Here is a 14,171-nt window from a genome sequence, read left to right as displayed (position 1 = left end):
TCAAGTTTTTTCATAATATGCGCTAAAACTTGATTAATAGTTCGCATTCCAACTAATAACTCATCCATATAAATATCTGGATGTATCGGGATGAATTGTAGCCTAAGCTTTCCTTTTCTGCTTTACAGCCCAATTCATCGTTTGAATCATAAACTAAATTAAGAAGTTCTGCCCTTAATGGCACACCAGCCTTAAATGCATTTTCTTTCACGAAATTCAACCAATTAACATAATCATTATTAACTTGATACTTAAACATTTTGATATTTATTGAGAAAAAGCATATCTCTACTGAACAAATGAAAGCCCCAAAAGCCCACAATGTACGCTTATCCAATGAAACTTTAAGGTTATTAGCACAAAAACTACTAGGGAGTAATAGTGAATATGTGTCTCCTAACCGTATTAAACATGATGAACCACTTAATCCCCAAAAAACTAACGCCGCAAGCGTATAGGCTACAGAGGTCAGCTAGTAGCACATGGCTTACGCTCTATTAACAATAAAAACAAAGTAAGACTAGCCTATAACGCTCAACTTATATAGCGCAATTCAAAGAATTAATGATTTGGCGTGGAAAAAACGGGTTTATAAAAATTAGATATGAGCGTTAATAAAGCCCCTATATAGGGCTATTTATTCATAGTTATACTTTTTTTTTCAAAAATTCTAGCTGTTTTTCACTTAAAATAACTTGCTCTTTTGATAGGTAATCAGTATTTGTTTCAATTATAGTTACTTTTTGTGTACTACCATTTTTATATGATATCCTAACTAAGCGAGAAAATGCACCTTGATTAATCCATAAATCCTCATAAGTATTAATTCTCGCTTCATAGAAAAAGCAAAACTTTAATTTTCGTTGTTTATTATAACTTTTACTTGGCAAATAGTTTATTAGGGTTACATAAACATAGGGTAAGAGTTGAGGATTAAGATTTGTATATTCGTAAATATTGAGTTTTTTTGCTTCATTAAGAATTGACAAAAACTCTGAAAAGTCAAAGAATGGAATAATTTCTTTCAACCTTTCCCAAATTTTACCTATATTTTCTTTAGCAAAATTAAGGTTTTTTTGTCGTATTTCTGCGTTTTGTTTTGTTATTGGCAAGTTACCGTAGGATCTTTTATTTGCTTCTTTTGTTGGGCAATAATATTCATCATTGTGATAAAAATGCCCATCATCCTTTTGTTTTCCTGCTCTGACTTTCAGACGCCTTTCACAAACAGGACAGCGAGCACCTGGCGCATCATTAGGTTTTTGAAAATTATGATCTAATGCAAATTTTAGGTATTCCGTATAAGAAATTAGCTTATTATCATATGGATGTAATGCACTAAACATTTTATTCTCCTTGTTATATTAAGCTCTTTTAAATTCTGAAATGGCAACATATATTCAATCAAAAAATTAAGAGCTGTCTGTTTTTTAAACTCAACTGTAGGCAAGTAGCCTAACGACGAATATAACTCTGTTATTATTATACCAATATGCATATGCAGAAAAAGAATAGTCGAGATGAGGAATTGACCTTTATAAACTCCGTTTAATCGTTTTAAATGTCGCTTCCACCACCGCTATAGGTAAATAACAATAAAAAAGAGCTTAATCCTATTAAGTCATTTTATTATATCGGCTTATTTATTAATAGCTAAGTTTATTTCTCTGCTTCAACTATATTAAATACAGGTGGAATTGTTAACTTAATCGAATAACATTGCGCATTGTTTTTTCTGATATAAACAACGTCCTTGACATGGATATTCATATTATTTGATGATAGCGTAAAATTTTTATACGTTATTCGTGTAATGTTTAATGACAAAAAACCATTAAAAATACATTATATATTTTATGTGTGTTATAAGTGATAAGTCCACTAATTATTGGCTCTATTCGCTTTCACCGATAGAGCCAAAAAGTATTAATTAACTATCACACGACCATTTAAAGGCTGAATTGGACGGTTGTTATCATGATGTATGATTGAGTGGAATTTTTCAATTTGTTTGGCAGATGCGCTACTTTCTTGTTCTAAAATAATCCATCTCACACCTTCCGTACAAGGCGGTGTTGTTAGTGAGCCGCTAAAGCGGTAAAAATCTAATCTATTTGGCAATAATGCCTTAATATTAACCGACTGACTTAATGTCGCAGTGTTTCCTACTTGTGTCGGAATATGTTGCCAAGCTTTAGCTAATTCGGGGTTAGATTTTCCCCTATTAAACATAAGACCAACAACCGTTAAGTCACCATTGTCATTTTTATAAACAAAGTGAGCTTCCATCGGAAAGGGTTTACTTTTAATCATATTTTCGCTTGGTGCATGAAAATGGAATTGTTGTAACGTAAAGATTTCATTATCAATTTCTAAGGTATTACCTTCGTTAACATTGATTTGAATGGTATGGCCGTTGTTGATGATTTCTTGCTTGCTGGGTTTAAACGCCAGTTTAAGTTTATCATGATGGGTTTTTAGTGCATGTTCAATATTGATCGGCGATTGATTTTTGCCGTTTTCACAGGTTGAAAATTCAGGTGAAAGTTTTCCCCAATTTTCGGGTTTAAATTCGCCTTCATAATCCCAATGCGGAGCAGGCTCTACAGCAGCACAAGATAAACTGGTTGCCATTAAGGCTGCAATAATTACATTAAATTTCATGTTGATTTTACGTTAGAAAGTTGTTTATTGGAGACCAAATTATACGCCACAAAAAACCACCTTACTACAATCACACATCATCACTTTTTGATATTTTTATAAAAAATCGTTTGACATTTATACAAAAAAACCAGCTAAAAAATAGCTGTTTTTTTTGATACTAATTTTACTCAATTTTTATTATGATAATGTCTAATTGTTTATGTTGAGTAACTCTTCACAGCTTAGGCATCGTCAGTCGGGGAAGTATTTTTCTTGACTTTCCGTCATTAAAGTACAAGTTTGCTAGATACCCCGCTCAGCGCCTCGGCTTATGCGGGCTTGGTTCTTTGATGGTTTGTCCTTGGTTAGCTTCATAAACCTAACTGCGACCTACAGGATTCAGTGATAAATGCTAAGGCGTGACACAAACAACTGGACTGGTTTGTTTTTCCGCCACATTCTCATTCTTTCCCCCAATTATTGTTGCATTATAACTATCCACTATGAATTTTCCACTTGTCCAGGATTCTATCTCTTTTATATCTGGGTAATCAATCATGTTGCCCCATTCCGCCAATAATCCAGCTCCTATTTGACGCTGATAATAATTGCCACTTGATGATGGTTTGCCTCCAACAGCACCCTGACAACGACTACCTAACAAACCAGAACAGACAGCGTTAGTTAGCTCATTTACCTGTGGCAAACGATAACCTAAATCACGACACCAAGTTTCTGCTTCAGAATAAGTTCTGTAATTTACAACTCCTCCATTGACAAACCATTTCTGTAATATAAACCCATATTTCACTACTGCATTACCACGACTATCTCTACCCACTAACTCAAATGTCTGCGGCAAATTTGGCTTAGTAATTGCACTAGGATGAGGATTGTTCCATTGGCTCTTTGCCTCTGGACCTTTTAGCGTAACACGCGTTACTGGTACTGAATGATCGGATATCCAATTATCGTCTGTTGGTAACGCCCTTGTTACAGTAGCGGTTATTCCTCCATGCGTAACGGGTAACCACGTTAGTTGACTGGCATCAACTCCACCTATATCTAAGTCAAAATATACACCATCAATTCCTGCGGTTGGAAAGTTTCGTCCGTATTGCGATGGCGTGACTGAGCGCGTAAGGAAACCTTTATCCGGATTCCAGACAGTAGCCGGACCAGTATGGTCAACAAAAATGCCGTGTATCCAAGTTTCAGATGAGCTCTTTAAAGCTGGTCTTGCAAAGCAAATAAATGGTGATGATTTTGGATTAATATAATATGTTGCTGTGTCACCAGTGAAAGTACTACTATTAGGAACGCCGTAACGGGTACTTAAACTACCCTCTTCGCTACTTATTACCACTTTATAAGGCGCATTACATATCATTAATACTTCACTACGATTCACTGTTTTACCATTCTTATCTGTAATACTAACCGCTAAATTCCCTGTTGCGGTTATCTCTCCTGCTTCCTGCCCATCGCCATCATCATCGCCCCAATAATTATAGTTTGTTACTAACTCATTTAAACTTACAGAATTAGTTGATGGCGGGACTAACATTTGAATATCAGCAAAGCTTTGACCCACTGCAGGTAACTCAATTGGATTTGCGGGTGATGAACTATTGGTTGTAGGGGTGAATTCTCGACCATCCGATAATTTAATACCTAATAACTCCGTTGTTGTGGTCACTTTGGTTTTACCACCATCAAACGTTAAATACGGGGCACTACCTTGAATCACTTGGCTAGTATGTACCGTTAATGCTTGCGAACCTTGCGAATACGGCAATAACAATACTGGCGCTAATGCCAACGGGATTTTTTTAAATAATTTGGTGGATAATTTTGATGATATAAACGAGCGAAGTGTAAAAAACCGGCTAATGCGATTATTGGATAAATTTAAGGCATAGGCTCGCCTTGTCTGTTGTCTAAGATTATACTGCATAACATCCCACTTTACAAATAAAATATTGTTTTATTTATTTTTTATGATTATTAGCCTGTAAAAAAGCTAATTTAATTTTTACCGTTAAAATTATAATGTTAAAAAAAAGCTTGGCTAGTTTTTTTTGTGATTTTTTGTAAAGGAATGTAAAAAAAACATATTAAGCTTTAAAGAAAGCTTTAAGGCATTGAATTTTTTGATTTTTGTAAAAAATAACAAGGTAAAAACATAATAAAATCAATACGCACCTGACTGTTTTTATGGTTTTCGGGTTTGGGTAATAGTATTTGACTATATTTGTGTGATTGGGTTTCGGACATGTTGAGCTTTTTGTAGTGGAACCAATAGCAACAGTGACAACGGTCGAGTTAGGAAATTAGCAAATTCCTTAACACCCCTCACTTTGGCTACAGAATATGGCCGACTTATATTTACTCGTATCATCCTGATACTCGCCTCTTTGATGCCTTCTTCACTTTGCTCAGATGTTCAAATTTATTCCTAACAAAACCCAAACTCACCAAACATCCATACTTGCCGTGCTAACCTTGCTTAGTTGTCGACGCATTCTAGCGCGGTGAAAGGGCTGCTATATTGTCCTTGCAATATTATAGGAACATTTTTTACTATAAAAACCTTTCATTTATCAAATTGATTTTACTTAATATTTAAAAATAACTACAATGATAATATTCAATCCAATTGTGATCATTTAAATTTCTTTTAGCAACTCATTAATTTGATAAGAAGATTAAAAATTAAATACATATCCCAAAAAACGTGGTTTTAAGCGTATTTGTTGTAACAACGAAATAAATAAGTGGGTATTTTAAGATAAAAAAATACCCGCTATAAACAGGCTATAGGGATTCGGAAATTGGCCCCTCCAACAGGACTTGAACCTGTGACATACGGATTAACAGTCCGCCGTTCTACCGACTGAACTATGGTTGTGTTGTGTCTTTCTACCATAACCCATTCAATTTATCAATGCATTGTTTAATATAATATTTTTATAGTACATTGGTTAGTTTTTATAAAATCTTTTTTATATTAACGGCTTGCATAAATGGAAATAACTTCTCCTGAATCCATGTCTATATCAACATTAATATCATCTATTACTATTCCTCCTGAACCAATATCCATCCAATTATTTTGTGTTACTTCTTCTGAATAAAACCGTATTGTGTAACATCTGGCTCCATTATTTATCTTTATATGGTGACTAAAAGATATATAAAAATGATCGATATCGTATTTGTGTTTGATCACAAATTCACTTTTCTTTGCTGCTTCTATCGCTTTAAATAGAAAAGATGTATATTTTTTATCAAGCTTGAAAATAGTGTTTTCACTCATAATGTAATTGAGCCCTGCCCAAATAGTAGACTGTAATTATCTTAATGATAGTTTTTTACTCACCGAGGTAATCCACTTATTATTGGATATATTTTATCGTTTGTATGATTGTATTATAAATAGCCATCCTTAAGAAGATGTAAATATAATAGTTGATGTAGTTGATATTAATATAGTTAATAAAAAATAAATTAACCAGTAGCACGATAAAATTCAGTTATAAAAATAGCCACATACGTGACTACTTTTATTTAAGAATAACGTATATTTAAGAATAACGTATATTTAAAAATAACGTAATAATTAAAATGCTAGCTCATCCCACCAAATATCAATAAGTTGACTGGTTTTAACATTTTTTAAACCATGATCTTCCAACCATTTTGTGACAACGTCACGATGTTCTTCAGTACAATTTCCTAATTTTTGGGTGCAAATAATACCTTGCCAATTTAAATAACCACTCCCCTCATAAGCTAAACCATTTGGTTGAATGGCTTCAAGAATAAACTGATCAACAATGTTATCTAAAGTCTCTTCGCTTGTGCCTTCGTCAAAAGACCAGCTAACAGTAAAACCTAATTCTTTGAACTCTTCAATATGTAATTTTTTTCGTAAACGTTTGCTACGATTTACCATAATAGTTTCCTTCTACTTTGTTAAATATTAGTTTTTTTATTATTAGAGTGATTCGATCTATTTGAAGATTTAATACTCTTTTGATTAGAGTGCGACGATCGACCAGCCCCCGTTACATTTGCTCTTTTTGGTGATGCTCGCCTTGGCGATGATTTTTTTACAGGCTCAGCTTTAATTTTTGGATCAACTTCAAACCCGTTAGTTGTTAATTCTGGAATCGGCTTTTTTATTAATTTTTCAATCGCTTTTAATTGAGCCAGTTCATCAATACACACGAGCGAAATAGCCTGCCCTTCATTTTGTGCACGCCCTGTTCGCCCAATGCGATGTACATAATCTTCAGCAACTTGTGGTAATTCATAATTAACGACATAAGGCAACAGCTCAATGTCAAGACCTCTTGCTGCAATATCAGTGGCTACTAATGCTCTAATTTGCCCACTTTTGAAATCGGTTAAGGCTTTAGTTCGTGCCCCTTGGCTTTTATTTCCATGAATAGCAGCTGCTTTAATGCCATCTTTAGTTAGCTGTTCCGCTAAGTGATTTGCACCATATTTAGTGCGGGTAAAGATTAATACTTGTTGCCATTGGTTTTTACCAATTAAATAAGACAATAGCTCTCGTTTACGGCGTTTATCTACTCTATGTATATATTGGGTTATTTGTTCTGAAGCGCTATTGGTTTTAGCTACTGCAACAGATTCTGGTGAATGTAATAGAGATTGCGCTAACACTTTTATCTCATTAGAGAAAGTAGCTGAAAACATTAAATTTTGACGTTTTTTCGGTAATTTAGCAATTACACGACGGATATCATGAATAAATCCCATATCTAACATGCGATCGGCTTCATCCAACACTAGCATTTTAACGGTTGAAAGATCCACAGCATTTTGTTGTGCTAAATCAAGTAATCGTCCCGGTGTTGCAATTAATATATCCACACCGCCCCGTAATTTCATCATTTGAGGATTTATACTTACACCACCAAATACCACCAAAGATCGAATCGGTAAATAACGGCTATAGTCACGAATATTTTCGCCAATTTGGGCTGCAAGCTCACGTGTTGGCGCTAAAATCAAGGCATATAAAGAACGTTTATTTTTTTTGCTATTTGGATTATTAGCGTCTTTAGTTTTCTGCTCAAGCCATTTTTGTAAAATGGGCAAGCCAAAGCCCGCCGTTTTACCTGTCCCTGTTTGTGCACTCGCCATAAGATCTTTACCAGATAAAATGACCGGTATAGCTTGTTGTTGAATGGGCGTCGGGCTGGTATAGTTTTGTTCTTGAATTGCTTTTAAAATCTCGGCATCTAAACCAAGAGAGTCAAATGACATGAATTGATTCCTAAATAAATGGTAAATGGATTGTCCTTAGGCATTATAATGCAATTGAATAATATTTTCTGATAAATCTTATTTTAAACAATAAGATTTATCATTCTGTTTGTTGTTCTAAAATAAATTCAAACTTCTATATATAAAATAATTCCGTGTGATCCAGTGACTCCTTATTTAAAACATAATGATTTTCAATATGTTTTTATAAAAATACCGGCGATATTTACCTCGCATGCTCTATAGGGGATATATCATATAACTACTCATAGATTGTGAGAAACAAGAAACAATTGTTGAGTAGCTTAGCTTTGCTCACTCTTTTCATAGCTGTTTTTCATGAATTGCACGGCTACTTATTTGTCGAGGCAGTCATTAGATATATCAGTGCAAATTCAAACTTTATCCTTATTTGTTAAATTATAACTGTAGTTTAATAAATGTATTATTTGTTCCAGTGGCACAGATCCATCTAGCATTATAGTGATCCAGTTATTTTTATTCATATGATATGCTGGTAATAAACCAGTGCTATTTTTTATTATAGAAATTAATTCAGGATCGGATTTGACATCAATGATTTCCACAACCTCTTCCGAGTTGAGACCTAATTTATTTTTCTCTACTGACATAATGAGGCCAAACCACTTACCACTACTTTTGTGTCTAAGAACTTGATAGTCAGGAAAATTTTTGAAAGGATTATCAATTTGAACATTATTCAAAGTCTGCGTGTATTCAACTAATCTATTTTTAAGGCTCATCATTGTTTCCCTTTTTCTGGTTCACTCAATATAACATCACCTTAATCACATCTTTAATTAGCAAGATATGCTAATTAGTACATGTTGTGATAATAATCCAAAAAGACGGCGGTAACAATGATAATAAATCAATAAAAAGCGAATATGCAGTACAAAATTTGAAAAGTGAATTATGCTATTATGCAAAGGTTTAGTTATGTAAATAGAAAATCTAAAAAGTTTTTTCAAAAATAACTTAATAAATCAGCTGGTAGTAACTTTGAATAAAGTAAGCTCGCAAAATGAGCGTTAATTTTACGAACTACTTGGGACGATGGCCAAAGCTATTTATTTTGGCTCTTCACAAATTTCATCAATTGACAATGTAGCTGGTACATTTCGATCATCATTGAATTGGAAACGGAACAAGAAGCGAATATCATAAGCCCGTAATACATCAATCACATCTTGTTTACTACAAAATTGTGCATTGAGCCCAAGTCTAATTCCTTCAGTAATATCTACAATGGAAACGCTTTGGCTATCAGTTGGCATACTATATTCAAATACGACGTTATTCAGATTATAAAAAATATTAGTGACTTCGTAGCCTGCTTCAGTTTTAATAGGAAACTTTCCTCCTTCGCCTAATATTGATCTTTTAGCGCTATCAGCGAAAGCTTTTGTGATATTTGCTGACGAGGGTAATTCCGCGCTATAAGCGTTCGAAATCATCAAAAATGAAGAAAGTAGCACAGCCAATTTTATTCGTTTTTTCACTTCGGTATTCCTTAAATTGAAACTTAATCAAGTTATGTTATTTTAATCGCATAAATAGCACAACATCCATTTGCTTTTAGCATAATTTAATTGGTTACTAAAAATTGCCAATACTGAGTCAATATACCCCTTATTATTAATTATTGTTGATTGTAACAATTCTAATTAGATCATCATATTATACAAAATCGATAAAAATAATTAAATATTAAGTTAATTAAGATTAATCCCAAACAGCAGCGAGGAAATATTGGTAATAAAAATATATCAATGAAAAATAATTTTTTATCATCAAGTATTTTATTATAAGTGACAATGTCACGTATTTATATGACTTAATTATAAACACATAACAAATTGCAAAAGCAATGTGTGATCTTTAAAAATTGATTTGATGATTCTTAATTTCTTATTTTCCATCGATTATTTTAATCAATGTGACTCTTATAATTTACTTAATTTTTATCTAAGAATGAATGTGTTACTTTTTAAATCATATAGCCCTATAATGTTAGGAATTTAATTTTAATGCGGTAAAAAAGGTAACCTAGTCGGTTACCTTTTGATGGTATTAACTTATAAGATTACTTTTTATCTGGATGAGGATCTTTAACTGAATCCCCTTGTCCAGACATAATATACCAACCATTTTTGCTATGCGGTGTTTTATTATGATCAGGGCAAGGAGGTAACGATTTCTTACTTTGGTTTGAATAAACATACCCACAGTCGGCACACTTATAAGTGCCAGACGAGACATCACTACCGTACGGAGCAAATTTTTGTACCATTATAAGTTCCTCCAAAGTTAAATGAGTGATAAGCACCATGCTCATCACTGTTATATATAAGCGCTGATTTGAGAAAAAATCAAGTCTATTTTTTAAACAAACTATCGATCAATAGCCTGCTTGATTAGAGAAAAAATCATTCAGAAAAACCATTGATTTTATTAAAGTTTTTTGGTTGTTTTGAAGTGGTAATTGGCATATATTTAAATAACAGACTAGCGATATTGCTATTATTTTACAAAAGTAAGTATTGCTTATCTTATTTAGGGTTAGTCAATATTACAAAGATACATTATGCTTTACAATTAAAGGCTTTAATACAAAAAACGTCGTTATTTGATCGGTTAATTACTCTCATCTTTAATTATTAGCATCTTGCCGTGATAAATTAGGCCCTGGATTAGCTTAATAGTTCTTATTTAGCCAATCTATTAATTACTTAAAAAAGTAGCCCAGCGCCTTGAATTTTTAACTAAAATTGATTATTGAATGATAAAACGCAATTAGTCTGTGTGGTTTTAATCTTTATTTGTTCATGAGTATAAGTATTATTATTTATCGCCTATTCCAATTATTTAAGATTATTTTGCCGCCAGTACCCGTTCAACGGTATCAACAATAGCTTGTGTTTGAGCATCAATTTCAATATTTACCTTATCTCCTACTGTTTTCGAATCTAACGTGGTAATAGCTAACGTTTCAGGGATTAAATGAATCATAAAGCTATCTTTATCTATCTGCCCAACCGTTAAGCTTGCACCGTCAATACCAATAAAACCTTTATATAATACATATTTGCTAAACTGAGATGGTAACTGTAATGTCATATGGCAATTAGTTGCTGTTTTTTGAATATCAACAATTGTTGCTGTGCAAGATATATGCCCTGACATAATATGCCCACCCACTTCATCACCAAATTTTGCGCTTCGTTCTATATTTACAAAATCGTTAATTTTTTTATCACCTAATGTGGTTAATGCTAACGTTTCTTCCATAATATCAAATGATACTACGCCATTATTAAACTTCGTTACAGTTAAACAGCAACCATCATTGGCTATCGAAGCCCCAATTTCAATGTTATCGGTTAATTGATGCGGTAACTTAACTTTATATGTTCTTAATTTATCTTGGTCTATAATATCAATAATCTGACCAACACCTTGAACAATACCCGTAAACATATCTATACCCCAATTTTTTACTTAATGATGAACATTCTATCGCAACTTGGTCAGAAGTTTCTATTTGTATTTTCAACTGGTATGATGACGCTATAATTTTATGGATTTTGATTATTTAAAAAATAATTTTTATTGTAATTACCAATAAAAGGCCAGTACTAAGATTTTGTTAAAGTTAATTTGATTTTTTTATCATTAAGGATATTTTATCATGCTAAAACTGGTGTTAGCCATTTCAGTGGGTTCTGTAGCTGGCGGTTTATTACGGTGGTTTTTATCACTTAAATTCAATGCGATCACTTTTGCTATCCCATTAGGTACACTATTATCAAATTTAGTTGCAGGCTACATTATTGGTTTTGCGATTGCTTTTTTTAATCATTCTAACCTATCGGCAGAATGGCGGTTATTGGTTATAACGGGTTTCTGTGGCGGGTTATCAACGTTTTCAACCTTTTCAGCCGAAATTGTCAATTTTTTACAAGAAGGTCGAATATCTTGGGGGTTGGCAACCCTATTTATACATGTAATTGGTTCTGTTTTAATGACTTTTTTAGGAATATTGTCATATCAATGGTTACGTTCTTAAAGTTGAATAGTTGTAAATAATATAAAAAACCAATCAAAATAAAGTTTACAAGCGGGAAATACTGTACTAACATACACTGTATATAAAAACAGTATTAAGATTATTATGCTTATTGAACATTCAACACAACAACTTATGGCGATTAATTTTGAATCACCTTTTCAACAAGTATTACAACAACAACGGCCTTTATTAAAATCACTTAACAAAGCTAAAAAATGGCAATTATGGCTTTCGACCCGACCAATGTTAAAGCGTTCATGGATTAATATCGCAGGTTTAGATAAAAACAAAGTTGTTCATCTAGCAAATTTAAATAACGCAAACTTAATATCAACTATTGAAAAAGCGTTACAAAACAAAACTTGCAGTTATGTGGTTGCTTGTATCAATAAACTTAATGAGCAAGACAAAGCTCGCTTACAACAAGCAGTATCATCAAGTGACACATGTCTACTTTTAGTACATGATAAACAAATAGTACATGATGAACAAAGTGAACACCCTATTCAATATCACTAACGATAAGCATAGTGACTATGCACAAATAAGTGTGCATTTTCAAATTTAGCAAGTAAAGTTAAAATGTTTAATAGCTATTAAAAAAGGGCTGAGCATATTTAAAATACTCAGCTTTTTGGTCATTAATAATAGTAAATTATAACAACACATTGGCTAGTTTTTTTGTTCTACTTTTCCACTTCCAATCATAGGCAGTAGATCAATTATTCTCATTTTCCTAGCATGTGATGGCGAACTTTTTCTACACAGAGCTTTTATGCATAGCTTTTATACATAGCTTTTAACAAGGTCCCATAATACAACTAATCATCATTAATGGAATAAAAACTGGCAATATAATTAAACCTGCTACATCACCTGTGATGTCCTCACTAGCTTTTATTTCATTTCTAGGTTTGACTAACACGGTAATGGGGGTTGGTAATAAATATTGATCAGATAGCGTATTTGCTTGCTTATAGGCATTTCCTTTTGTGCTAAATGACACTTGATAATAACCATCTTTTAACACCCATTCTGATTTAGACTTCATTGAAAAATTGTTATTGTTTAAAACTGTTTTTTCTGGGATAAGATTACTATACCGAACGATCATTTCATCGCTTGCATGTTCTCGGAAAAAAGTGATAGAGACTTTTTCAATATCATTTTTATATTCTGCTAAAAAATTACGGTAGCTTTTGAGCTTGTCTATCGCATCGGCACTTGTAAATTGGTATGAGTATGTTTGTGATTCAGCAATAATACCTATTTTTTCATCACTCTTTAATTTGATAATGGTGTCACTACTGGGTAAAATTTGCGTTTGCTTATGCACACACCCACAAAGACAAAAAATCAGAATAAAAACAAGCTTTTTCATTATCGTTTTCCTACTTTAAACACGTGAATAAGGATTAATTTTCACAAAATCATTTATTTTTATCATAGCACTAGCGATCAGCAAAATTAGGCTAACTAGCTATCATAGCACATCAATCAAAATTTTGAGGCATCTTGTTTAGCTTGGTTAATGACTGATTTAGCTATCCATTGCGATAGTGATATTATAGACTGGTCATCAAGCATCCAGATATCTTTGAGTACCATAAATATTTCAGAGCCATAAATAATCGAAATTGCATAAATAACCTTATTATATAGTTCATCAGGGAGCTCGGCTTTAAGAGGAGATAAAATTGTTGCAAGTATTTCTTTGCGATTACCTCGCACCAATTTTTCGGTTTGTGGAGATAATGACGCTCGTTTTGTTGCCCATTGTTGTAATGAAACCCTTAGTGCTGCGCGTAGTGCCCCTTCATGTTTTAACATTTGCGGAAAGGCAAAAGCTAAAAAATCATTGATGCGTTCTTCTGCATTTTGTTTTTCTGATCGCCAACTAAAAATCGGACCTAAAGCGCTTTCAACAGTTGCAGAAATAAGATCACTTTGTGCTGGGAAATAGCGATAAGCGGTTGCTCTTGAAATCCCCGATTTGTCAGCTAATTCGGTTATAGACAGTTCAAAGCCCTGCTCTAATGCTTCTAATGCTGTATTAATTAAACGTTCATAAGTCTTCTTTTTGGCGCCTGTATATTTTGTAGAACACAATAAAGTCTCTTGAATCATTAGATAT

The 14,171-nt window shown here is 33.0% G+C and carries 14 protein-coding genes; 2 read left to right on the top strand and 12 right to left on the bottom strand.

Annotation, left to right across the window (positions count from 1 at the left end):
- Nucleotides 1-647: 647 nt before the first annotated feature.
- The 10 genes from A9G28_RS00075 to A9G28_RS00025 form a co-directional block, all read right to left on the bottom strand.
- Nucleotides 648-1,346, bottom strand: a complete 699-nt coding sequence (locus A9G28_RS00075; protein ID WP_065567194.1) for a hypothetical protein — start codon at nucleotides 1,344-1,346, stop codon at nucleotides 648-650.
- A 580-nt stretch (nucleotides 1,347-1,926) separates the two neighbouring features.
- Nucleotides 1,927-2,664: a carbonic anhydrase gene (locus A9G28_RS00070; protein ID WP_065567193.1), complete on the bottom strand. Its 738-nt coding sequence runs from the start codon at nucleotides 2,662-2,664 to the stop codon at nucleotides 1,927-1,929.
- Nucleotides 2,665-3,058: 394 nt separating this feature from the next.
- Nucleotides 3,059-4,603 (bottom strand): hypothetical protein, encoded by a 1,545-nt coding sequence (locus A9G28_RS00065; RefSeq protein ID WP_065579389.1) that lies wholly within the window; start codon nucleotides 4,601-4,603, stop codon nucleotides 3,059-3,061.
- A gap of 1,053 nt (nucleotides 4,604-5,656) precedes the next feature.
- A complete protein-coding gene (locus A9G28_RS00055) occupies nucleotides 5,657-5,965 on the bottom strand; it encodes a hypothetical protein (RefSeq protein WP_065579388.1) in 309 nt (102 codons plus the stop codon).
- 303 nt (nucleotides 5,966-6,268) lie between these two features.
- Nucleotides 6,269-6,607, bottom strand: a complete 339-nt coding sequence (locus A9G28_RS00050) for a YggL family protein (protein ID WP_141672018.1) — start codon at nucleotides 6,605-6,607, stop codon at nucleotides 6,269-6,271.
- Between the two features lie 17 nt (nucleotides 6,608-6,624).
- Nucleotides 6,625-7,944, bottom strand: coding sequence for a DEAD/DEAH box helicase (locus A9G28_RS00045; RefSeq protein ID WP_081301461.1), 1,320 nt, complete (start codon nucleotides 7,942-7,944; stop codon nucleotides 6,625-6,627).
- Between the two features lie 395 nt (nucleotides 7,945-8,339).
- Nucleotides 8,340-8,711, bottom strand: a complete 372-nt coding sequence (locus A9G28_RS00040; RefSeq protein ID WP_218057293.1) for an MmcQ/YjbR family DNA-binding protein — start codon at nucleotides 8,709-8,711, stop codon at nucleotides 8,340-8,342.
- Between the two features lie 324 nt (nucleotides 8,712-9,035).
- Complete coding sequence (locus tag A9G28_RS00035) at nucleotides 9,036-9,467, bottom strand: hypothetical protein (RefSeq protein WP_065579386.1); 432 nt, start codon at nucleotides 9,465-9,467, stop codon at nucleotides 9,036-9,038.
- Between the two features lie 584 nt (nucleotides 9,468-10,051).
- Nucleotides 10,052-10,258 carry a hypothetical protein gene (locus A9G28_RS00030; RefSeq protein ID WP_065566667.1) on the bottom strand — a complete coding sequence of 69 codons (207 nt, stop codon included), beginning with the start codon at nucleotides 10,256-10,258 and terminating at the stop codon, nucleotides 10,052-10,054.
- A gap of 581 nt (nucleotides 10,259-10,839) precedes the next feature.
- Nucleotides 10,840-11,445 carry a riboflavin synthase gene (locus A9G28_RS00025; RefSeq protein ID WP_065579385.1) on the bottom strand — a complete coding sequence of 202 codons (606 nt, stop codon included), beginning with the start codon at nucleotides 11,443-11,445 and terminating at the stop codon, nucleotides 10,840-10,842.
- A gap of 211 nt (nucleotides 11,446-11,656) precedes the next feature.
- Here A9G28_RS00025 and crcB point away from each other — a divergent pair, with 211 nt between their 5' ends.
- On the top strand, nucleotides 11,657-12,034 hold the full coding sequence (gene crcB, locus A9G28_RS00020; RefSeq protein ID WP_065566665.1) for a fluoride efflux transporter CrcB: 378 nt from the start codon (nucleotides 11,657-11,659) through the stop codon (nucleotides 12,032-12,034).
- 105 nt (nucleotides 12,035-12,139) lie between these two features.
- On the top strand, nucleotides 12,140-12,556 hold the full coding sequence (locus tag A9G28_RS00015; protein ID WP_065566664.1) for a cell division inhibitor SulA: 417 nt from the start codon (nucleotides 12,140-12,142) through the stop codon (nucleotides 12,554-12,556).
- Between the two features lie 280 nt (nucleotides 12,557-12,836).
- Here the strand turns inward: A9G28_RS00015 and A9G28_RS00010 are convergent, their stop codons facing one another.
- Both A9G28_RS00010 and A9G28_RS00005 read right to left on the bottom strand, forming a co-directional pair.
- Nucleotides 12,837-13,418 carry a hypothetical protein gene (locus tag A9G28_RS00010; RefSeq protein ID WP_065566663.1) on the bottom strand — a complete coding sequence of 194 codons (582 nt, stop codon included), beginning with the start codon at nucleotides 13,416-13,418 and terminating at the stop codon, nucleotides 12,837-12,839.
- 116 nt (nucleotides 13,419-13,534) lie between these two features.
- A complete protein-coding gene (locus tag A9G28_RS00005) occupies nucleotides 13,535-14,164 on the bottom strand; it encodes a TetR/AcrR family transcriptional regulator (protein WP_065579391.1) in 630 nt (209 codons plus the stop codon).
- Nucleotides 14,165-14,171: the final 7 nt, after the last annotated feature.

This window comes from Gilliamella sp. Fer1-1, from assembly GCF_001690825.1.
Taxonomy (GTDB): Bacteria; Pseudomonadota; Gammaproteobacteria; order Enterobacterales; family Orbaceae; genus Gilliamella; species Gilliamella apicola_C.
This window is presented reverse-complemented; position numbering and strand designations above follow the sequence as displayed.